Consider the following 21111-nt stretch of genomic DNA (forward strand, 5'->3'; position numbering starts at 1 on the left):
GGGCGTCGAATCCAGCGAACGCTGAGGACGACGCCGTTGGGTCATCGAGCGGGCGATGTGCGCCACAAGGCGCTCTGTTGGCGAGCGCCATGCCCCCTCTTCGGATATGAACCAGCTGTGCCGCGTCAGTGCTCCTGGGCTGCCGGCTCCAGAACGAAGACCGGGATCTCCCGTTCCGTCTTCTTCTGGTAGTCGGCATAGTCCGGGAACGCCTCGACGGCGCGAGCCCACCAGAGGGTCTTCTCGTCCCCGGTCACCTCGCGTGCCACCATGTCCTGGCGCACCGGGCCGTCCTGAAGCTCCACCCGGGGGTCGGCCACCACGTTGTGGTACCAGACCGGGTGCTTGGGGGCTCCTCCCATGGAGGCGACGGCGACGTAGGAGCCCTCGTGCTCCACCCGCATGACCGGGGACTTGCGGATCTTGCCGCTCTTCGCGCCCACGGTGGTCAGGATGACGACGGGCAGGTCCCGCCCAGCCTCCGGACCCATCAGCTCGTTCAGCGTCAGTCCTTCCGTGCCACCGGAGCTTTCGTACAGCTCCACCTGGTCACGTACCGGTTGCATCGCGCTCGGCTCGTACTCGCCTTTAAGTGGCATGTCGCTTATCTCCATACTGTCGAAGAGTTTTCGTTTGTACTGGTTCCGATACCGAAACCGGCCGCGAGCTGGGGTGTCCGCCCCGCAGGTGGGCCAGCACCGGCAGAGCCTGCCGGTCCGCCGGGTGCCGAGGCCATCGGGTACTGAGCTCACGTCGCCGGGCAGCCAGCAGGCGGGACAGGAACCGAAGGGTCGAGCTGGACAGATCCAGCCCCGCTGCGTGACAGGCACATGAAGCTCCGGGCTAACAGGTTGCTCTTGGTCGGCAACCCATCTACCAGGAGCTTCACCTCTTCCCGTGCGCGGCCTCCACACCGACTCACGCCACCGTCGGCCGGGTTGGCAAAGGCTCAGTGGTGCGGAGTGATTCCTTATCCGTATCACTACTGTATCGAATATATCCAGAGTTGCAACATCGGAGAATCGATTGATGAGGCACGCGAATCATTCACGTATCCTCTACATGGGACCAGGCAACGAACGACCGGACAGGAGACAGACATGGGCCGAGCACTGCGGGCAGATGCCGAGCGCAGTGTGCGCGCGATTCTGGAGGCCGCCGAGCGGGTCCTCGCCCAGGACGCCGGTGCTTCCATGGAGCAGATCGCCGAGGCAGCGGGACTGACGAGGATCACGGTGCACCGCCGGTTCGCGAGCCGGCAGGCGCTGCTGGAGGCGCTCGCCGTCTCCGCGAAGCAGCAGATCATCGACGCCATCGAGGAAGCCCGGCCCAACTCCGCCCCCGCGCTCGTGGCGCTGTACCGGGTGACCGCGAACGTACTGCGGGTCAAGAACACCTGGCGCTACACCCTCAGCCACGCCACGGCCCACACCCCCGCCGCCGCGCTCGCCCTCTGGGCCGAGATCGACGCGCACACCATGAAACTCCTGACCCGTGCGCAGGGAGAGGGAATACTCGCTCCGGACGCGGACCTGGAGTGGACGCGGCAGGTGTACTACGCCCTCCTCAACGAAGCCCTCAACAGGCCCGGCGCCGATCAGGATCCAGCAGCGCAGGACCCGGACACGCTGGCCGCGCTCGTCATCGACACCCTGCTGCATGGCGCAGGACCGCGAGGTTGAGTCACGGCTGCTCGGCACATGCGTAGTTACCGGAAGAGTCCTGCGTTTTCCGTGATCCAGTCGGGAATGGAGCGGGGGGGCCGCCCGAGCACGGCCTCGACGGTCGAGGTCTTTTCGGTGCTGGCGCCCGACGCAATGGCCTCGACGTCGATGCCGACGAGGAGTCCGACGATCATGTCGGGCAGTCCGAGTGACAGCAGCAACGCTCGCTGCTCGTCGGGAGTCCGGTGCGTGTACTTCACCGTGCGCCCGATCGCCAGCGAAAGGTGCTCCGCGATGGCATCCATGCTTAGCCCGCCGGGCCCGGTGAGGTGGTAGGGCCTGCGGACCGGGCCACTCGCTGCGCCGCTCAGGATCAGACGGGTTGCCACATCTGCGACATCGCGCACATCGATGAGGTTCGCGGGCACAGTTCCAGCGGCTCCGCCCCACAGGTTGTTCTTGATGAGCTGCGCCTGGCCGCCGATGACTGCAGTGAAGGTCGTGGGTCGCAGCAGGCTGTAGCCGATGTCGACCTTGCTGAGGTGGTCCTCTATCTGCAGGTGCCAGTCGATTGGGTGCATGCGGGAAGGCCAGGCCCACGTACTCACCTTCACCACGTGCTCGACTCCGGCGCGGGCGGCTGCGTCGATGAGCGCTATCTCCTGATGAGCTTGGTCATCGGAACTGCCCAAGGAGATGACCAGCACGCTTGCGCCGTCAACAGCGGACGCTATCGAGCCGGCGTCCGCGTAGTCGATTTGGCGGCTCGTCGTCCGGGCGCCGGCGGTGTCCGGATCTGACGGTGTCCGGCTCAGTGAACGTACCGCGGCTCCTGCGTCGGAAAGTCCCTCGACGATCCCGCGGCCGACCCGACCTGTCGCGCCGGCGACGGCAACGAGCCCCTGCCTTGATCCTTCATTCATGTGGGCATCTGCCTTCTCTTAGTGGTTACGGCTTGGGCTGGGCGCGCAGTGCGCCGACACCGGCAACAACGGCTGACATGGCTACCGCTGCCGCAAGGATGCTGGTGCGTGGGGCAATGTCCCGTCGGATTCCCGAAGCGGCAAAGGCGACGGCGTCGACCGCATCCATCACGACGTTCAGCTTCAGGTACGCCCGGGGATCGCTGACCGTGTCGAGCCGCAGCAGCCCCAGACCCAGAGCGGCATTGCGGATCGCGAACATCCGCCCGTACGCGACGGCGGGAGTCCCCCGCATCTCCATCCCGAAGACCTGCGCGACGACGCCGGGAGTTGCCAGGTGGCCGGCGGCGACGACGAACCTGCCGGTGGTCAGCAACTTGAGCCAGACGGACGGCGCTGTCGGAGCAGGAGGGGGAATCGCCATGCGAGGACTCGCTTTCGTCGGGTCGGCCGGAGGCACAAGCACCGCGGCTATAAGAACACTAGTTACTAGGATTATGCAAGTAACTAGTGACCTGCTACTTTGGTGCCAGCCAGGATTGCGGAAGGAGTGGCTGTGACTGACGAAGTCGACCCGTACTGCCCGTACTTCAGTGCCGCGATGGACACACTGAGCAAGCGATGGGCCGGGCACGTGCTTCGCGCGCTGGTGCCAGGTCCAATGAGGTTCAACGCGGTGGCGTCGGCCATCCCCTCACTCACCGAGAGCACCCTGTCGCAGCGCCTGAAGGAACTCGAGAGTGCAGGATTGATCGATCGAGCGGTCTATAACGAACATCCCGTGCGCGTCGAGTACGCGCTGACCGACAAGGGCCGCGCGCTAGGCGATGTGCTGCTGCAACTGAACGGCTGGGCGCTGGAATGGATCACCCTGCCCAACGGGACGACGTCGCACTGACGACTGGGACGCCATCGCCTTGATGCGATATCGGAGCGGAGGGCGGCGCCGCGCTCCGCGTGACCCTCCGCCGGATGCTGGAGGTGTGCTCGTCAGCCAGCCTTTCCCAGCCTCAGGTCCGCCCGCTGATCGCGTGCCATATTTGCCTCCCCCCGCCTACGGGGCGATGGGGCCGTCGTTCTTGTCCGGGTGTGCCGACAGGACGTAGCGGGTCGCGGAGAGGTTGGACAGGCCGAACAGGTCCATCAGCCGGACGGGGTCGGCGGTGTGGCGCGCTTCGTCGACGATTCGGTCCACGCGCAGGCGGCCGGCCGGCAGGCCGACTCGTTGGAAGAGCTGCTGGACCACGCCGGCGCTGATGGGCGGGCCGGAGTCGTCGACGGCGGTGTTGCGGGTGACGAAGAGGTGGGGATTGGAGCTGTCGGGCCAGCGCCAGTAGCGCTGGACTTCCCATGCTGTGGCCAGGCGCAGGGTGAAGGCGTCGAGGTAGATGACATGGTCCATGCGTCCCGCCCGACGCAGGCGCAGTCGGCCCTTACTGCGGTCGAGGTCCGTTCGCCGGAGGTGGACGAGCTGTCCGGGGAGGAGGGCATAGACGGCGACGAGGGCAACCATGAGGCGGTCGCGGGGGGCGTCAAGGCGGTCGAGGAGGCCGGCGATGCGGTCGGAGGGCAGCGCGGTCGGCACGGTTCGGTTGCTGGTGAGGGAGATGCTGCGGGCCGGATCGCGGAAGGTGAGGCGTTCGCGCTTCAGGGCCCTGAAGAAGGAACGCAGCGCGGTGTGCAGGCGGCGGGCCTCGTCGCCGCGGAGCGGGGCCAGGGCGTCCTCGACGTGCTTCTTGGTGATCTCGCGGGGATCGGTGAGCCCGTCGGCGGTCCACGCTTCGAGGATGTCCAGGATGGCGGCCACGTAGTTCTCGACGGTCTTGGGGCTGCAGGCCCGGCTGGTGGTACCTCCCTGGCCGAGGAGTACGTCGATGAAGGTGTGCACGGCTGCGGCGAAGGCCGGGTGAGTGATGGCGGTGGCATGGTGCCGGGCGCGGGCGATGCAAGGGTCGCTGGGCGGTTGGGCGTTGAGCAGGCCGCGTAGGCGGAGGTAATTGATGACGCGAGCGCCTTGAAGGTTCGCGAACGTGGAGGCCAGGGCCCGGATGTCGCTCTCCCGAATGGGAAGGTCAGCACCAAGGTGTCCGGTCGCGATGCGCAGGGTTCGGACGCTGCCGCTGAAGGAGTCGGTGTTCCACCCACGGCCGCGCATGTACGCGGTGAAGTCAGCAACCAGGTTGGCCGCCGTCGGGGTGAGTGCGGGCGGGCTGCTCGTGTCCAGGCGGGTCCAGTCTCGGGGCGGGGTCGGGAAGAGTTCCAGCTGGGCGGGGTCTAGGAGGTACTCGGATGGTCGGCGTGCGGTCTCGGCCCGGGCGCGGGCGAGGCGGCGCTTGAGGGCGAAGCGGCCTTGGAGAGCTGCGGTGCCCGGCAGCAGGCGTCCGACGGCCAGTCCGGCGGCGTGGGGGCGGGCGAACCACAGCTGTTCGCCGTTCTTCATCGCGATCTGGGCGGTGTCGACCTCGGTTTCGGCGACGATGATCCGGCACAAGCGGCAGATCCCAGCGCTGAGCATCAGCGTGCGGTGGCAGCGGTCGCATTCGGCCTCGTGGCCGCCGCGCTTGCGCATCTCGGAGCACCAGCTGGCGCACGGCACGCAAAGGACCCGGCGATCGTTCGCCCAGGCCAGACGGTGTGTGCACTGTCCCCGCAGCTCAGGGTCCCGCTGCCCGCCCTGGCGGGTGGGGCCGGTTCCGCGCGGCGGGACCACCCGGCGCGGTGGGGGCGGTGCGAGGAGGCCGGCTCGGTCCAGGGCCTGTCCGAGGATCGGGCCGTTGTAGAGGAGGTCCTTGAGGGCCTCGGTGGCAACCAGGTGCTGGTCAGGGTCGCGGGCGGCCAACGCCAGGCGGGCGAAGCCTTCGAGCCGCCAGATCCACATGGTTCGGGCGCGTACCTGGCGCTCGTCCGCCATCTGCTGCAGTTGCTCGGAAACGGCGTCGAACCCGGAAATGTTCCGGTCGCTGATGCGGGCCGCGTGGGTGCGGGCGAACTGGCGCGCCGGGGTGGGGAAGAGACCCAACTGTCCGGGAACTTGAACAGGGCAGATCCGGGGATCGTCCTGAGCTGGCTCGGGAAGCCTGGCTCGTAACCACGGGGGGATGGCCGATCGTCGCCCGGACTTGGCCTGGGGCATCCGCACCGGCCTCGCCTCGGGCAGCGCGACCCCGTCGATGTCCAGGGTGAGCTGACGCGGCCGACCCGAGGCGAGAGCTTCGTCGTGGAGCTCGCTCCAGGCCCAGGGATCGTCCTCTCCAAGGCGGACACCCAGCAGGCAAGGCGCACACACGCCCGCCCGCGTCACCGGCACGGTCCACGCGCAGCGGCGGCACGAAGCCTCGCTCCAGCCGTCCCTGCCCGAGGACACGCGGATCCACGCCCACGCGCACCGAGGGCACATGGCCCTGCCGTTCACCGCCCCCCAGCTCGCGCACGTCCCGCACGACCCGAGCAAGCCAAAACCCCCGATCACCGGTCGCCCCGGTCAATTCGGCGGCAGCGAACGCCGGGCTCCACCGCTGCCCGATCGGGGAATCGGGCGTGCGGGCCCGCTCTCGCCGACGGCGCGCTGCTCGGTCTCCGGGCGTCCCTCGGCCGCCGCTACCGGCTCGGCTTCCATCAGGTCCGCGACCGTGCACTGGAGGGCGGCGCAGATCTTGTCCAGGTCCTCCAGCCGGACGGTGACCGGCTTGCCCGACCACAGGGCGGCCACCTTGCTCAGGGACGGGGTGAATCCCACCTCCCGGAAGGCGGCCTGCAACTGGGTCGGGCGCCAGATGTCGCGCTTGGCCGCGGCCCAGCGCAGGTTCCACTTCAAGGGATCACGCCTCCGTGCTCAGCCGGCGAACCGCTCGCCGGGAAGACTCCAGGCTCGCCCGTTCCGGGTCGCCCTTCGCGGTCGCGAGATAGCCGACCGTGGTGGATGCCCAGACATGACCGAGCAAGACCTGCACGTCCCACAACGGCATCCCCGCCTCATAGTTGTGGGTCGCGCAGGCGTGCCGCAGGAGATGCGGAAAGAGCTCGCTGACCGGACCCCCCAGATGCTCGTGCGAGGCCATCTTCAGCGCGCGCCGGAACGTGTCGGGCACTACCGGCGGGGCGAGCAGTCCCTCCATGCCGGCCAGTGATTTCGCCAGCCGCTCGGAGGGGAACAGCGGCGCCCTCGGGTCGCAGGGGTCATCGGGAAACTCACCGCGCACCTCCTCGACGTACCACCACAGGAGCGCGCGGCCCTCTTCGAAGAGGAAAGCTTCGCGGTCCCGGGGGCCGGAACCGCCGGCGCCCTTGCCGTGGACCAGGAAACGGCCCCACTGCCCGTTCTCCCAGTGCACGTCTCCGAGCTGCACCTGGCAAAGCTCCGCCGCACGCACCCCGGAGATGTACGTCAGCTTCGCCATCACGTAGTTGCGGACCGCCACCGGGTACTTCCGCGCCCGCGGCAGCGCCTCCCGCCAGGAGGCGAAGAACTCCTTCGTCGCCCGGGCCGACGGCGGAATCCGAAGCCCGAAATCCCCGCGGTGGACCGGCCGGTTGAACGAGTCGACGGGCGACTCGACCACCGCGCCGAACCGGCGGTGGATCTCGCCGGCGTACCGCTGTTCAAGGAAGGCGTAGTAGAGGTCGATCCGGTTGATCTTCGACCGAACCGTCGTGTGCCGCGGCCGCTTGCCCGGGCCCGCGAAATACTTGTCCAGTTGCCGCGCGGTCAGGTGCCACGGCATGACGTCGCAGTACGAGCAGATCTCCAGTACCGGCTGCACCAACGCCTCCAGCGTGCGCGGTGACAGGCCCGCGACGTCCCTGGCCCATACGTATTCGGCGAGGGAGTCTTGGAAGAGCGCCTGCTCGGCTTCCACGGACGCGGTCGCCGCGGTCTCTCGCTGGAGCGTCAGGACGTCAGCCAGGCCCGGCTCCGGCTGCACGTGCTCGCCAGGCCGGTCCTTCACAGCTACGTCGCCGCCCGTGATGAGGGAGAAGCGACGAGTCCCGGAATCCTTCACAAGGAAGCAAATTACAGAGAGAACTCCTGGAATCTGCGAGTAATCGTCAGATCTCCACACGATCGAGTGAAGCGTCTTCTCGCGCCTACGACCTGCATGAACAGCCACAACTCCCGCACGGGGCAGCGGAACGAACCTGTCGGCACTCCAGTTTCAGGGCGAAGAGATCACCCTCGCCGACGACCTGGCGGGGCAGGGAGTAGACGTCCTCGACCATCTCGTGGGCCAGCAGGGGGGCGCCGGCGGCGATTCGGCCGACGAGCGGAACGTCGACGGGTGCCCAAGTCGGGTGCCCACGAAGGTCTCACGCGGTAGGCGCGGGGACGGTGCGGGTCACGGTGGAGGACGCCCTTGCGCTCGAGGGCCATCAGCTGGTGGGCGACCGAGGACGTGCTGGCGAGCTTCACGACCTGGCCGATCTCCCGCATCGACGGCGGGTAGCCCTGCCGGGCGACCGCCTCCGTGATGCAGCGGACGATCGCCGCCTGGCGGCTTGTCAGCTCCCCTTCAGCAGTTCGGATGCCCGGGGGACGACCTCGGCGTGCGGGCACGGCGTTCTCCATCCGGGGCACCTCCGTACAAGATCTCGCAGAGCGCGACCATAACCCGCCATCTCCCACAAATGGAACACCGTTTCGGCACCGTCGGAGAAGAAAGTGCAGGTCTGCGCTTCGAGCGTCTCCGGCTCGACGTACCCACCGGCCTTGTCAAGGGGCAGCGGTCCCCCACTTCGCCCCACTTCCATGAGCGCAGCGGAGGTAACGAAGGGGACTTACCAGACCGCCACGGCCGGGGAGTAGAGCCGTCAAAGCCCCATAATTCGGCACTCCGGCTGGCTGCTTCCCCACTTCACCCCACTTGCTACAGAGGGAGCTGATCGTGCACCACCAGGTGCTTCGCTGACATGACGTAGACGGATCACGAGTTCTCACCGGTCGCGTCTCCGGGCCTGTTCTCCGAGACGCCTGCGGCGATCCGTACGCGCCATGTCAAGGCCAAAGCGCGCTGCCATTCCACGGCCATCTCGCTGCCATCTCGGCGAAGCGCGGCCAAAGCGCGGCCACCTTAGGCGAGCTGCCGCATGCCCGATACGGCTGTGCTTCGATGACGGCATACCAGTCGATCTTGCACCACGTGCATCAACTTTCCGTGCCTGAAGGTCTGTTGGCGCGCCCTCTGCTCGGCTTCGATCAACCAAGGCCCTGTCGATGCGCCAACCGGCACGGAACCTGAACCACACGATCTCCCGAGGGGAAGCCGGGCTGGACAGCCCGTCGCGCCGATCCGGCCGGCTTCTCCCCGGGTCACAGAAAACCCCCGGAACTGGAGGAGTACGTCCCGTGACTCAGACCGACCGTAGTCCCTCGGCGCCTTCGTCGACCACGGCGAAGGCGCTCACCTGGATCAGCGCGTTATCCGTGCTGGGCACGATCATCGCCGTCATCGTGCTCACCCTTAGCGGCAACAGCGACTACCTAGCCCCCGTGATCGGACTCGGAGCCGCGGCGGCCGCCACTGGCGGAACGGTCCAGGTCCGCATCCACGTCAGCCGCTGAACCTGCTTCGTCCGTCCAGCTGGGATGGTCAGTGGCCGTAGGGCACCGGCTCCGGCCTCGTGCGGGCTGCACTTGCGGCAACACCAACTGCCCGACTCTGGGCGCGCATCCACTGACCCCTCCGGGTCCCCGGCTCGTCGAGGACTCGATCGAGGAGGCGCTGCAGGAAGCCCCCGGAGGCTCCCTCATCGCGCCGACGATCCCCTTCGACGCGGTGCTCGTGCCGTACCCGATCGCCATGGCGGTCATGCTGCGGCTCGACCGCATCAGTCCCGTCCCCTGTCTCGTGACCCACGGCACGACGGCGACTCTGCTCGTGCTGCCAGCCACCGGCCGGTACGCGGCCGTCCACCCGAAGGTCGAGGTACGCACCGGTCCGGACGGCTGGATCGCCCTGCCCCCGAGTAACGGGGCCCGGTGGGACACCCCGCCCTGGGTGGAGTCCACCCACATCCCGCACGAGCTCCTGAACGGCCAGGACGTCGGCCGACACCTGGGAGAGGTGTTCAAGATGTCCACCGGAGCCAACACCAAGGTGGCTCCCCGGTGACCGCTCGCCGAGCCCCGGCCGTGACGATCTACTCGCCGCGAGCACCTGGTCCTCGCGCCTCCTGCAGCACGACGGCGGCCAGGACGTCATCGTGCTACCGCTCGCGCCCGGACTGGCGGCACTCGACGCGGTACAGGTACCGATCGCGGACGGCCACTCGCTCATCGCCGACTACCTGCATGGCAAGCTGCTCGCGGTCGTGGCCAGCGGCTGGGCACAGCTGTGGGAGTTCGTGCCGGACGTCCGTGTCGTGCCGTACGGGGGGTGGGTCGTTGTGCCCGCTCCGGGCGGCGCCGGGTCCTACGCCGCTGCGTGGCTGAGCCTGCCTCCCCCGCAGCTCACCCATGGCGATGACGAGGGTGAGGACGGGACGAGCGCCGGTCTCCGGCCCGATTCCCTCCGCGCGTTGGTGTCCGCCGGCGCTCTCGACCCCCGGCAGCTGTACGAGGGCCTGGTCGGCCGACCCGCGACGTGTGAGGCGGTGGCCTCGTGAGCACGCAGGCCAACCCCCGCCGCGGCGCCGCCGATGGCGGGCCCGGGAGGCGATCGCCGTCTTGTCCGTGCCTCGGCACAGCGTCGCGGCCGACGCGGTGCACCAGGATCGGGTGCCGGCGGGAGAGCCGCTTCCCGGTGCCGGAGAACTCGAACGTGCGGGTGCTCCCCCTGGGTCCCGCCCGCCGTACGCCCGCCGTGCGGCGCGGTCGCCACGAGGCGGCGTCAGCGCGTTGCCGATGAAGCAAGTTCGCCGACCACTTCCGCGACGTCGGCGCCAAGGAGTCCGCCCCGGCCGACGTCGAGACGGTGCGCGAGCGGTTGAAGGAGATGCGCGAGCAGCTGCCGACATCGAGCTGCGGATCGACTGGCGCGACGCGCAGACGCTGACCGGCCTGCAGGGCGAGGCCGCCAAGTTCGAGGCGGCGGCCGCGAAGAACCGGAAGACGATCGAGGCGGTCCGGACCGAGCAGACCCGCCGCGCCGAGATCGCCAGGAAGTACCCCGAGCTCCACGACATGGAGGCCAAGGCCCGCGCGGCGTACGCCGTCCAGCAGAAGCGCGAGGCCGTAGCGCAGTCCAGGGCGGCCAGCAGGCACCTGGCGCCGCCCCTACCGCCACGACCCTCACTCGCAGGGCCGCAGGGGGCCGACCGCGCCCCGGTAAGACCTGTTGGGTCCAATGGGGGCAATGGCGGGTGAGCAGCAGCGAAGAGGCCCCGGCAGGCACGCCGGGGCCTCTGTACGTCCGTGGGGTGGGTCAGGAGGCTGTCGGGACACGCAGGTCCCGGAGCATGACCGCGAAGTTCGGGGAGTCCGGGAACGGCTGGCGGTTGCCGACCGTGCGGTACCCCCACGCCTCGTACAGCGCCTGCACCTTCGGGTGGTCGGGGTCGACCAGGAGCACGGCCAGGGCCTCGGGCCGGTCCTCGATCAGGGCGGCGTGCAGCCGTTCGGCCGTCCCGGTCTTGCGCCACTGCGGCCGCACCATCAGCTCGGACACAGAGAACGTCGAGTCGTCCGCCGGCGGCTCGCTCAGGTGCTCGCGCCACCACTCGCGGCCGGGGGTGGCCGGGGCGCCGTACGCGAAGCCGACCGGTTCGCCTTGACCGTCGTAGCCGATGACGCAGGAGAACCCGGGGTGTCCGCCCCAGTGGTCGACGAACCACGGGAACCGCTGGTTGAACTCGTCTTCCATCTCGTCGGCGTACGCGTCCGCGTGCACATCCAGGAGGGTCTGCCGGATGTCCTGCAGGTCCTCGTGGCCGAAGCGGCGGAGTTCGACGGCTGTGGTGGTCAAGAGGGGCTCCATTCAGTCCGGTAGCGGTCGGTCCACTCGTGCGCGATGTGCGCGGAGGGTGCACGGGCGATCAGGTCGCGCTGGAAGTCGCCGAGGAGCTGCCGCATCCGCCCGGGAAGCGGGGCGCCGGCCATGATGGCGAAGACGTCGCCGCTGGTGGCGCATGCCTGCTCGATGTCGCCCTGGTGCAGCTGCGCGAGGGCGAGCCGGGCTGTGGTGTGTGCACGGTTGCGCCGGTAGGACTCCGGCAGTGCTGCCAGCGCGCGGTGGGAGGCGGCCTCCGCCTCCGCCGGGTCTCCCACGACGTCACGCACGATCGCGGTCAGGGAGTGCAGCTCGGCAGATCCGTAGAAGGCGATCCATGTCGACCTGGGCTGTGCCAGGTCGGCCTTCGCCAGAGCATCCTCGGCACGGCCCAGGCAGCGCAGTGCCGCGCGCTTGTCGCCGTTGTGGGCGAGCCCGACGGCGTTCCGGGCGTGGGCGAGGGAGGCGTGCAGTGGACTGCGCCGCACGATGGTCGTCGCCTGCGCGGCCTGCGAGGCGGCCACCGCTTCGGCGTACTGCTTGCGTTGGCGCGCGAGCATGGCCCGCAGGTTCCACACCTGCATGGTCATCTCGGGGTCCTGCGCGAGGCCCGCGAGGGTCAGGGCACGGTCGAGATGCCTGCCGGCACCGTCGAGCTGCCCGGCGTCGATCAAGGACCAGGCGGCCGTCGCGGTGAAGTCCGAGGCGAGGGCGAACAGTCGTTGGCGCACGCGCTGTGTGGTGGATTGCTTCTGCAGGCCGAGGGCCTCGTCGGCTCCGGCGAGGGCGGCCCTCTCGAGGCGACCGTGCCCGCCGCGGTCGGCGTCGAGCGCCACCAGTCTCTCGACGTCGTCACGGAGCCTGATCACGTCGGAGGTGCCGACACGCGAGGGGCGGGAGGAGGGGGTGCTGAGGGGTATCACGGCGGCGGCCGCGGTGCCGGTGGCCGCGCTGCAGAACTTACGACGGCGCACGTCGGGGTCCTTTGGTAGCGCTGGTGGGACTGTGTTGCGTTTCCCCCGAGGCAGGAACCCTAAGGCCGTGGCGTCGAGGCCGGTGACCGCCTCCAAGGCCCGTCGCTGCCGTTCCTGGGGCCACTGGTTCTCGCCGGACAGCCATCGGAACACGGTGCGCTCCGATGTGGTGCCGGTCTTGCCGGTGAAGTCGCCGATGGCGTCGTTCACCGCGTCGGCAAGCTCCGGCGCCGACATCTGATGTGCCGTCATCCAGTCGGCTAAGGCTGGGTTTCCTGGGCTTCTGGTCTCCCCCACGACAGCACGGTAGGGGTTGCGCGCGACCCACGACAGGTAAAGGGCAGTTCAATTCGTCAGTCCGAGTGTGAGAGGCCCGGACAACTTCGTCATGTCCACTGCACGGTGACGGACTGTTAGGTGTCGCGTACGGCCCCACCGCGCCTCATCCCCCGTAGGCGCGGCGGGGCGCCGACCCGATCCACCTGCTGAGGCAGCGATGACCAGTGCAGGAACCACTCAGGAAAAGGCCACGTCAGCCGTCCCGGACCCTGCTGCGGCGGTGCTGTACGTGTGCGCCCGGCGAGGCAAGCTGACGCCCGGCCTGGCGGCGGAGCGCGCCGAGGAGGAAGGCCAGTCCTTCGCGCAGGAGCGCGGGCTGACGATCACCGAGGTGGTCAAGGACGAGTACGGCGAACCGGATCCGTGCCGCCGGACGGGCTGGCTGCGGGTGCGGGAGCTGGCGGAGGCCGGCGAGGTCGCCACGGTGATCGTCCGGTGGCCGTCCAGCATCGCCCCGGAAGCCTCGTCGGAGCTGCGGTACCGCGAGACCCGGTGGCTCCGCGAGCACGGCGTACGGGTGCGCTACACCTGGGAGCCGCTGGTCGCGACGGACGGCGGTGAGGACGAGTGAGCACCAAACGCCGCAGTCTGCTGCACCGTGACCACCCCTGGATCGGCCGGCAGGTCGAGGACACCGCGACCGGCCGCCGCGGAACCCTGCGGGCCATCGCCCCGGACGGCGACAAGCCCCGCCCGGTGGCCTGGCTGACCCCGGAGGGCGGCGGGACGGAGTGGACCACGGACCCGGACTCGCTCGACAACCCCGCACCGGTCACGCCGGACACGCACCCCGGGCAAGACCAGTGAGCGGCGCGCACGCGCGTCCGTCGCGTCCGGGCCGCGCAGTGCTCGCCCTCGCCGCGCTGGCCCTCACTCCGCCCGCGGCCGTGCTGGGCCCCCGGGCCGTCGCCACCGCAACGCCCGCGTCGGCGCCGGAGGCTGAGGCCGGCCGATCCGACCACCACACCGAGCAGCACCCCGACCGGTACGGCGCACGCCCTCAGCTCGTACGGCAGTCCCGACCGTGACCGGCCGCCGCCGCAAGCCCCGCCGTCCCAGCAGGCGGCCCTGGTGGGCCTGGTGGCAAACCTGGTGGCTCGGCGGCGCGCTCGTGGTCCTGGCGCTCACCGTGCGCCGCGCCCCATAGACCCCGGCGGGGTCGGGTCGGGACGTCACAACCCCCCGATCCCGCCGGTCAGCACCACCGGCCGTAGCCATCCCGGCCCGGCCGTCCTACCAGTGGAGGAGGACTCCATGCCCGCACCCACGCAGCCCGCGGCCCCGGCCAGGTCCGGCGGCCTGGTGCGCTCCCGGCAGCTGATCACCGCCGCCCGGTCGCGTACCAACGCCCCCTCGGACGGCGGCAGCAGCGGCGTCTCCGACAGCAACGACTGACATGGGGTGACCCACACGCGATGACGACCAAGTCGATCGCGGCATGCCTGGGCGAGGCCTTCCTCGCCCAGGCACTGCACCGCGAACACCGCCACATAGCCGACGCCGTGGACGTCGCCGGGCTGATGACCTGGGACGACCTCAACAAACTCCTGGCCACCCAGAGGCTGGAGCCGCCCCGGATGCGGCTGCACCGCGACGGCGCACCGCTGCAGGTGGCCTCCTACACCCAGGCCGTGACCACCCGCCGTCACACGATCTGGCGCCAGCTCCAGCCCACCGAGCTGCACGCCCGCCTCGCCGACGGCGCCTCCCTCGTCCTGGACTCCATCGACGAGATGCACCGCCCGCTCACCCGGCTCGCCGAGGACATCGAGCGCGTTCTTCGCACCCGCGTCCAGGCCAACCTGTACGCCTCCTGGACCGGCACCGAAGGCTTCGGCGTCCACTGGGACGACCACGACACCGTCGTCGTCCAGCTCGACGGCAGCAAGCGGTGGCGGCTGTACGGGACCACCAGGCCGTTCCCGCTGCACCGCGACGTGGCCACCCCCGAGGAGCCGCCCGAGGAGCCGATCGCCGACCTGGTCCTGCACGCCGGAGACGTGCTCTACGTGCCGCGCGGCATCTGGCACACGGTCGCCGCCGACCAGGGCACCCGCTCTCTGCACGTCACCTACGGACTGCAGACCCACACCGCCACCGACCTGGTGACGTGGGTCGCCGAGCAGCTGCTCGAACACGAGGACTGGCGCCGCGACCTGCCCCGGCTCGCCGAGCCCGCTGAACAGGCCGAGTTCCTGCACGGGCTGCGCAAGCTGCTCGGCGAACAGCTCGAGGACCCCCGCCTGATCGCCCGGTACACCGCGGCGATGGACGGGCGGGACCCGGGCCGGATGGCGCCGAGCCTGCCGTACGTCGACGCCGTCCCGGCCGACGGCGACCTGCGGGTCCGGCTGACAACCGCCCGCGCCGTGCTGGAAGTCGACGACGACGCGGTCACGCTGGCCGCCGCCGGCAGCGCGTACGAGTTCGCCCCGGCCGCCGAGGCGGTCCTGCGCCCGCTGGTCGACGGGGAGACCGTGGCCCTGGCCACGCTCGCCGCGGCCGCCGGCCTGGACGTGGAATCCGTCGCCGGGCTCGTCCAGGAGCTCGTCGCCGGGCAGGCCGCCGTGGTGGGGAGCCTGCCGTGACGGAACTCGCCCTGGGCACCTACCGGTGCCAGGACGTCCCGGAGGCGGCTGCCCGTGCGGCCGCCTCCGGCGCGCGGTGGATCGACACCGCCCCCAACTACGGCGCAGGACAGGCCCAGAGGGACCTCGCCGGGGTCCTAGCCGCCCGCCCCACGGTGCACGTCTCCACCAAGGTCGGCTACTTCACCGCGGCGACCGGCGCCGCCGCAGCGGACGCCGGTGTCCTCACCCCCGACGAGGCCACGGCCGGGCACAGCCTCGCGCCCGAGTACGTGCGCTGGCAGCTACGCCGCAACCGAGCCGAACTCGGGCGGGACCGGCTGGACCTGGTGCTGCTACACAACCCCGAGCGGGCCCACAACGGGGACCGGGCGGCCCGGTACCGGGCGATCCGGGAGGCGTTCACCGTCCTGGAGGAGGAGACGGCGGCCGGACACATCGCCGGGTACGGGGTGGCCACCTGGCGTGGTTTCCTGGAGGAGGCCTTCTCCGTGCCGCTGCTGCGGGCCCTGGCCACCGAAGCGGCGGGCGGACAGCACCACCTGGCCGCGATCCAACTGCCGGTCAGCCTGGTCATGATGGCGCCGATCGAGCAGGCGCTGAACGGACACGGTCCCGTCCGGGACGCCGCCGGCGCCGGGCTGCGGGTGATGGCCTCGGCGCCACTGCACGGCGGGGAACTGCTGGAGATGGTCGACCAGGAGCTCGTCGACCTGATCCGGCCCGGCCTCACCCCCGCACAGGTGTGCATCCTCACGGCAGCGTCATGCCCAGGAGTGACGCAGGTCCTCGTCGCCGCCTCCAGTGCGCCACACTGGCGGCAGGCGGCCGACGCGGTCGCCCAACCTCCGTTGGAAACCGCCCGTTTGCGGGAGATCGCTGGTGTACTCGCTTCCGTCTGACCCGGCCGCTGAGCAGCGCATGCGCGCCCACCACCGGCGCGCGGCGCAGGCTCTGGCCGTGGACGTGGAACCGGGCGGCGAGTTCTGGGGATGGGCCGGGCGCACCCTGGGTGCCCCGGCCCGCACCGCCTCCGGCGAACCGGCGTGGCTCCGCCTCGTGGCAGAGCGGACCGACAAGGCATCCGGGAAGCTGTGGGACGGCGCGGTGGCCGCACAGAAGGCGCTGGGGGACCTCGACGGGCACCGCCCGGCCCTGCTCGGCATCCACGACGAAGTAGAGGCCGGGACCGCCTACCGGGCGGAACTGTCGGCCCGGGTGAGCGAACCGGTCCTTTCCGACACCCCGATCCTCCGGCACGACCCTGCCCTTCCTGACACCTGGTGGACGGACCTGACGCACGCGCTGGAGAAGCTGTCGGCGGCCGCCACCGACCGCGTCGCCGTACGCACGCAGTACATGGAGCGGGCCATCCCCCAGTTCGTGGGCATCCCGGCACCGGACGCGTCCAGCTGGAGCACCCGCACCGCCCACGGTGACCTGCACTGGGCCAACCTCACCTCCCCCCTGCGGGTCCTCGACTGGGAGGGGTGGGGCACGGCTCCGGAGGGCTTCGACTGCGCGATGCTCTACGCCTACTCGCTGCTGCAGCCGGGCACCGCGGCCCGGATCCGGGCGACCTTCCCAATCCTGGGCAGCCCGGCCGGCCTCGCCGCCGAGGCCACCGCGTGCGCCATGCTGCTCCAGACCGTCGACCGAGGCGACAACCTCCCCCTCGAACGTCCGCTCCAGGAGTGGGCCAAGGAGTTGCGCGGCCGCGCCGCCGAGTGACGCGCGGCGCTGAGTCACCTGTCTGGGCCAAACGCGCGAACCGGCACCGGCGGCCGCGTCGTCCACGGGGGCGGAGGCGTTCTTCCGGTCATGGAGCTGGGAATCGCGGAGTCCACCGTCACGATCAAGACGCTGTCGGTGAACGGCAAGCGGATGTCCAAGGGGATCTACAGCCAGTTGCCCCGGCGAAGTCTGCTGGCCGACGGCGACTGTGCGATGGAGGGCAGGCCCTGGGGCTACGTGGTGGATCAGAAGTGCTGTCACAGCGCCCGCCACAACCCGCATTGGCACGTCGTGCACGAGTACGAGGGCCAGTTGTTCGTGTGGGTGGCGGCCAAGCGCCTCCAGGATGCGCCGTGGCACCTGCGAGATGACGTGTACGTACCGCGCTCGAAGGCGGGAACGGCGTTCCTGGACGCGTGCCTGCTGGAGACCCACCTGGGATGCACCGACTTCTTCCAGGGCAAAGTCTTCAGCCTGGTCCCCGAGGGCGAGCTGACCACGACCATCGAGGGCATCAAGGTCTGCCTGAGCTGCTCGAACGAAGCCAACAGGCTCCGGGCCGCCAAGGAGAGATGGCCGGGCCACACCAGCGTCGAGGAGGCCGAGAAGGAGCTGAGGGCCCTGTACGAGCGGCGGGGCAAGGGCGCCCGCGAGCTGTATCCGGAGCTGGTCGCGGACGTCGCCTTGGCCAAGCAGGCCCGGGCCAACTACGCGGCGGCCCTTCAGATGCTGGCCGAACTCCCTCAACTCTTCCTCGGCGCCTGACCGGTGCGCCGCGTCACCGCGGTCGGCGCGGGCGCCGGGTCGCCGCACTCCTGCGCCATGATTTCGGCCCTGGACCGCGCGTCCTGGGCGCGGTCCTCGGCGTCCTGGGCGAGGTAGCGGGAGGCTTCGTCACCGAGGGCATCGACGATCCGGTGCAGCAGCGCAGCGCGGCGGTCGAGGTAGGCAAGACGGCTGTCGACGCCGGATCCGGGGCCGACGTAGTGCTCGGCGTCGTTGAGCACACCCACTAGCTCCGCGACCAGCAGCCTGTCCGCCTGCGGCTCGGCGGTCACGACGGCTTCCCGGCGAGCGCGGCCAGGCGCTCCAACTCGTCCAGGCCGTCGTTGCAGCACTGCCCGCACACCAGCCGCCGTGCCTTGGGCCGCTCGGGCAGCCGGATGTCGTACGGCAGCCGAGTCTCGTCGGTGTACTCGCGTAGGTCGTAGTCGCACTCCGCGCAGACCAGCCGAGCGGCACGGGCCTGCTTCTTCGACCAGGCGGGCCACTCCGCCGACAGGGCCAGCTTGGCGATGGCCATGCCCTCGGCGCGGGGCTGGAACAGCGTGAAGTCCCAGCCCGGGGCGTCCTCGGGGATGTCGGCGACGGTCTGCTCCAGCGAGGGCATCCAGCGGACCAGGTGGGTCAGGTCCTTGCGCAGGATGCGGACCTCCTCGCCTTCGCGCATGGCCTTGCTGTAGGAGCTGGCGAGAGGGAAACGGAACGCCGTCACGATCGAGTGCGGGACCTGAAGCAGGTCCAGGTCGCGGCCGATGTCGGCCGCGGTGGCCTTCCACTCGCCGCAATTGACCTCCCGCCACATGGCGAGCCCGTCTTTGTTCAGCTTCCCGGACGCGTTGACCGTGCTGACGACCCGCCGCTGCGCGGCCCGGACCTCGGGGGGCGACCGCTACCGTCATCTCCCACTCCCTGTTCTCGCCGGCATCCGTGAACGGTCGCCGTCTGCGCTGGTCAACGAGCCGGGCCCGTAGATGGTCCGGTGCGACTTTCCGAAGCCGAACCACGCGTCCCCCGTCACAAGGACGTGCACCGCACCGACTGAAACCGCCGCCATCTGCGCCGCCGCGTCCTCCACCAGGTCCTCCGCCTGCTGGTGGACGAAACCTGTTCCGCCCAGTGTCCGCTTTGCAGGTCAGGCTCCCTTGCGCGCCGTGGTGATGTACGCGGCCGCGCGCCAACTACAGGGAGAGGGAAAGGCAGTGGAGACGAGGGCGACGGGGTCTACCGGGAGCGGGCGGAACGCCGGCGGCGGACGCAGGGGATGGGCGAGGCCCGCGGCGACGGCTGGCAGCGCACCGAGGAGGACGAGAAGCTGCTGCGGCTGGCCACCCGGTACAGCACGCTGACGCTCCACCAAGCCGCCTACGCCTGCTGGGGAGGCCGGATCGAGGCCGCGCGGCGGCGGGTGCGCCTGATGACCGAGGCCGGGCTGCTCCACCGCTCCGCGGACGTGCGGTGGACGGGCACCGTCGTGTGGACCACCGAGCGCGGCGCCCGGGTCGCCGGGGTGGGTTTGGGTGCTCCGCACCCGCCGGGCGAGCGGCTGCTGCACCGCCTGGTCCTCGCGGACGTCGGGCTCTCCATGGAGGCGGACGGGCACATGATGCTCACCGAACGGGAGGTGCGCGCCGCCGAGGCATCCGGGCGGGCGGCGGAGCTCCTGGCGGACCTCGGCGTACCCAATGTGCCCGAAGGGGCCCGGCGCGGGCAGCTGCTCGCCGTTCCGGCCGGCGCCCGCGCGGTGCACTGGCCGGACCTGGTCATGGTGCTCGCCGACGGGCGCCTGGTCGCGGTCGAGGTGAAGCTGACGCCCAAGCCCCGGGCCGCGCTGCGGGCGATCTTGCGCGCGTACGGGCAGGCCCGGCGTCCGGTGGCGTACTTGGGCACCGAACCGGTCGTACGTCAGCTGCAGGGCCGCCCCGGGCCGGACGGGCGGTGGGTCGACGGCGTCGCCCAGGAGGCCGGGCTGCTCCCGCCCGGAGGGCCTGACCCGGGCACCGGCGGACTCCTGCGCGTACGGCCGCTTACCATCGCCGACCCGGCCGTCGGCCGCCAGGTCGAGCGTCACGCCCGTCGCCAGCGCCGCCCGGCGTGATGTTTCCAGAGTGGATACAGGTGGATATCGCCTGCTCACGCCCGTAGTCACGCCGTATCCAGCCGGGAACGGCATTGCCACACCGTGGTGTTCACTCACCGACAACCGACAACCGACACGGGCCCGGCGCGGCAGCCGAACCCGGGCACCCGACCACGTACGCAGCCAACCTCCGTGCGCTTTGGCGGGCAGAGACGGTGCGCGGGTACGCCGAGATCGACTACGGGCGGGAGCTCTGGAGGCGTAGATCGGGTGCGACCGGTGGCGGTGACGGGTCTCCATCATCCGGTGCCAAGTAATGCGTACGGCCTGCGCCGTTTCGGCACAGGCCGTGACACTCAATCCGGCACTTGCGTGCTGGCGGGCGGGGCTCCGACACCCCTGCTCACCTGCGGTTACCGGAACACAGGCTTTCTTCTCCGGCAATCACAGAGTGGTCGGCCACCGCGCGCATCTTCTTCGGACAACTCCGGACTGTACTGGACGGGTGGAGCGCACTGACCTTCATCTTCTCAAACCCGACCGTGGCGATCCGTCTTGATCTTCGGACAGCTTCGGACAGCTCAGATCATCCAACGATGAGGCGAAACTGCCCCCGTTCAAGGCCGTTCCAGCGCCCGAACTCCCTCTGCATGACGCTTCCCTGACGTTGCGTCGATCGTCGGTCCCCAGCACCCTTCGCTTATCGCGCATACGGCGCGTACGGGGCCTCCGACCCCCGTTGCACGTCCGGAACACAGGCAGAAGGAACGCGTCATGAATCGCTGGATCATCAAGGGCTGGAGGCGCTGGCGGCGGTATGTGCTGCCCACGCCGGCCTCCGTGCCGGGCTGCGTGCAGGGCGCACCCGACATCCCGCGCGGCTTCGGCTTCGCTCGGCCCGCCGCGCAGCTGGGTGGCCTCTCGGTCGCCGCATACGGCCTGGCCGCCATCTGGGCCACACACCCGGTCGAGGTCGAGGTCGGCGTGCTGGCGGCCATCCTTCTCTATGCGGCCACCGAGCTGTCCAAGGCCGCGTACGAGGCGCTGGCCGCCATCTGGCGGGCGAAGCGGGGTGAAGGCCGTGGGCGTCTCTGATTCGCTTCGGCTC

The 21111-nt window shown here is 70.2% G+C and carries 24 protein-coding genes and 2 pseudogenes; 14 read left to right on the forward strand and 12 right to left on the reverse strand.

Translation table 11 applies throughout. The annotated features are described in order from the left end of the window. Positions 1-125: 125 nt before the first annotated feature. Both QC385_RS15605 and QC385_RS15610 read right to left on the reverse strand, forming a co-directional pair. Complete coding sequence (locus QC385_RS15605) at positions 126-599, reverse strand: nitroreductase family deazaflavin-dependent oxidoreductase (protein WP_279541895.1); 474 nt, start codon at positions 597-599, stop codon at positions 126-128. 35 nt (positions 600-634) lie between these two features. Further along, positions 635-810, reverse strand: a pseudogene (locus QC385_RS15610) (IS5/IS1182 family transposase); the annotation flags it as partial. Positions 811-1100: 290 nt separating this feature from the next. Between QC385_RS15610 and QC385_RS15615 the strand changes: the two are divergent. Further along, on the forward strand, positions 1101-1682 hold the full coding sequence (locus QC385_RS15615; protein WP_279541896.1) for a TetR/AcrR family transcriptional regulator: 582 nt from the start codon (positions 1101-1103) through the stop codon (positions 1680-1682). Positions 1683-1708: 26 nt separating this feature from the next. On the opposite strand, the gene QC385_RS15620 is transcribed toward QC385_RS15615, so the two are convergent. Both QC385_RS15620 and QC385_RS15625 read right to left on the reverse strand, forming a co-directional pair. Further along, positions 1709-2587: an NAD(P)H-binding protein gene (locus QC385_RS15620; RefSeq protein ID WP_279541897.1), complete on the reverse strand. Its 879-nt coding sequence runs from the start codon at positions 2585-2587 to the stop codon at positions 1709-1711. Positions 2588-2612: 25 nt separating this feature from the next. Next, entirely contained in the window at positions 2613-3011 is a 399-nt protein-coding gene (locus QC385_RS15625; RefSeq protein WP_279541898.1) for a hypothetical protein, read from the reverse strand. 132 nt (positions 3012-3143) lie between these two features. On the opposite strand from QC385_RS15625, the gene QC385_RS15630 reads away from it, so the two are divergent. Then, complete coding sequence (locus tag QC385_RS15630; protein ID WP_279541899.1) at positions 3144-3485, forward strand: winged helix-turn-helix transcriptional regulator; 342 nt, start codon at positions 3144-3146, stop codon at positions 3483-3485. Positions 3486-3641: 156 nt separating this feature from the next. Here the strand turns inward: QC385_RS15630 and QC385_RS15635 are convergent, their stop codons facing one another. From QC385_RS15635 to lexA, 4 genes and pseudogenes are all read right to left on the reverse strand, one after another. Further along, on the reverse strand, positions 3642-5606 hold the full coding sequence (locus tag QC385_RS15635; protein WP_279541900.1) for a site-specific integrase: 1965 nt from the start codon (positions 5604-5606) through the stop codon (positions 3642-3644). 462 nt (positions 5607-6068) lie between these two features. Then, positions 6069-6401, reverse strand: coding sequence for a helix-turn-helix domain-containing protein (locus QC385_RS15640; protein WP_279541901.1), 333 nt, complete (start codon positions 6399-6401; stop codon positions 6069-6071). Between the two features lie 4 nt (positions 6402-6405). Further along, positions 6406-7533 (reverse strand): site-specific integrase, encoded by a 1128-nt coding sequence (locus tag QC385_RS15645; protein ID WP_279541902.1) that lies wholly within the window; start codon positions 7531-7533, stop codon positions 6406-6408. Between the two features lie 169 nt (positions 7534-7702). After that, positions 7703-8150: pseudogene (gene lexA / locus QC385_RS15650) on the reverse strand (transcriptional repressor LexA); the annotation flags it as partial. A gap of 777 nt (positions 8151-8927) precedes the next feature. Here lexA and QC385_RS15655 point away from each other — a divergent pair. The 3 genes from QC385_RS15655 (at position 8928) to QC385_RS15665 (ending at position 10186) form a co-directional block, all read left to right on the forward strand. Next, the gene (locus QC385_RS15655) at positions 8928-9143 is read left to right on the forward strand and encodes a hypothetical protein (protein ID WP_279541903.1); all 216 of its coding nucleotides are present in this window, start codon (positions 8928-8930) and stop codon (positions 9141-9143) included. 31 nt (positions 9144-9174) lie between these two features. Continuing rightward, positions 9175-9693, forward strand: a complete 519-nt coding sequence (locus QC385_RS15660) for a hypothetical protein (RefSeq protein ID WP_279541904.1) — start codon at positions 9175-9177, stop codon at positions 9691-9693. 91 nt (positions 9694-9784) lie between these two features. After that, a complete protein-coding gene (locus tag QC385_RS15665; protein ID WP_279541905.1) occupies positions 9785-10186 on the forward strand; it encodes a hypothetical protein in 402 nt (133 codons plus the stop codon). Positions 10187-10944: 758 nt separating this feature from the next. Here the strand turns inward: QC385_RS15665 and QC385_RS15670 are convergent. Together QC385_RS15670 and QC385_RS15675 are read right to left on the reverse strand one after the other, a co-directional pair. Then, a complete protein-coding gene (locus QC385_RS15670; protein WP_443032911.1) occupies positions 10945-11496 on the reverse strand; it encodes a GNAT family N-acetyltransferase in 552 nt (183 codons plus the stop codon). Continuing rightward, a complete protein-coding gene (locus QC385_RS15675) occupies positions 11481-12734 on the reverse strand; it encodes a hypothetical protein (RefSeq protein WP_279541907.1) in 1254 nt (417 codons plus the stop codon). The genes QC385_RS15670 and QC385_RS15675 overlap by 16 nt, the downstream gene beginning before the upstream one ends. A 244-nt stretch (positions 12735-12978) precedes the next feature. Between QC385_RS15675 and QC385_RS15680 the strand changes: the two genes are divergently transcribed. The 7 genes from QC385_RS15680 (at position 12979) to QC385_RS15710 (ending at position 17908) form a co-directional block, all read left to right on the forward strand. Continuing rightward, positions 12979-13392: a hypothetical protein gene (locus QC385_RS15680; RefSeq protein ID WP_279541908.1), complete on the forward strand. Its 414-nt coding sequence runs from the start codon at positions 12979-12981 to the stop codon at positions 13390-13392. Next, entirely contained in the window at positions 13389-13628 is a 240-nt protein-coding gene (locus QC385_RS15685; protein WP_279541909.1) for a hypothetical protein, read from the forward strand. Before QC385_RS15680 ends, QC385_RS15685 begins: the two co-directional genes overlap by 4 nt. A 447-nt stretch (positions 13629-14075) precedes the next feature. Next, positions 14076-14216 (forward strand): hypothetical protein, encoded by a 141-nt coding sequence (locus tag QC385_RS15690; protein WP_279541910.1) that lies wholly within the window; start codon positions 14076-14078, stop codon positions 14214-14216. Positions 14217-14236: 20 nt separating this feature from the next. Continuing rightward, positions 14237-15409, forward strand: a complete 1173-nt coding sequence (locus QC385_RS15695; RefSeq protein WP_279541911.1) for a JmjC domain-containing protein — start codon at positions 14237-14239, stop codon at positions 15407-15409. Next, complete coding sequence (locus QC385_RS15700) at positions 15406-16311, forward strand: aldo/keto reductase (protein ID WP_279541912.1); 906 nt, start codon at positions 15406-15408, stop codon at positions 16309-16311. Before QC385_RS15695 ends, QC385_RS15700 begins: the two co-directional genes overlap by 4 nt. Before the next feature lie 19 nt (positions 16312-16330). Beyond that, on the forward strand, positions 16331-17140 hold the full coding sequence (locus QC385_RS15705; protein ID WP_279541913.1) for a hypothetical protein: 810 nt from the start codon (positions 16331-16333) through the stop codon (positions 17138-17140). Positions 17141-17230: 90 nt separating this feature from the next. Continuing rightward, positions 17231-17908 carry a hypothetical protein gene (locus QC385_RS15710; RefSeq protein ID WP_279541914.1) on the forward strand — a complete coding sequence of 226 codons (678 nt, stop codon included), beginning with the start codon at positions 17231-17233 and terminating at the stop codon, positions 17906-17908. Here the strand turns inward: QC385_RS15710 and QC385_RS15715 are convergent. Further along, a complete protein-coding gene (locus QC385_RS15715) occupies positions 17887-18201 on the reverse strand; it encodes a hypothetical protein (protein ID WP_279541915.1) in 315 nt (104 codons plus the stop codon). The genes QC385_RS15710 and QC385_RS15715 overlap by 22 nt on opposite strands. Then, positions 18198-18728: a hypothetical protein gene (locus QC385_RS15720; RefSeq protein WP_279541916.1), complete on the reverse strand. Its 531-nt coding sequence runs from the start codon at positions 18726-18728 to the stop codon at positions 18198-18200. The genes QC385_RS15715 and QC385_RS15720 overlap by 4 nt, the downstream gene beginning before the upstream one ends. A 459-nt stretch (positions 18729-19187) precedes the next feature. On the opposite strand from QC385_RS15720, the gene QC385_RS15725 reads away from it, so the two are divergent. Further along, a complete protein-coding gene (locus QC385_RS15725) occupies positions 19188-20021 on the forward strand; it encodes a hypothetical protein (protein ID WP_279541917.1) in 834 nt (277 codons plus the stop codon). A gap of 756 nt (positions 20022-20777) precedes the next feature. Further along, positions 20778-21098: a hypothetical protein gene (locus QC385_RS15730; protein ID WP_279541918.1), complete on the forward strand. Its 321-nt coding sequence runs from the start codon at positions 20778-20780 to the stop codon at positions 21096-21098. The last annotated feature ends 13 nt before the right edge of the window (positions 21099-21111 follow it).

Source organism: Streptomyces sp. DH10 (genome assembly GCF_029813805.1).
GTDB classification, from domain to species: Bacteria; Actinomycetota; Actinomycetes; order Streptomycetales; family Streptomycetaceae; genus Streptomyces; species Streptomyces coeruleofuscus.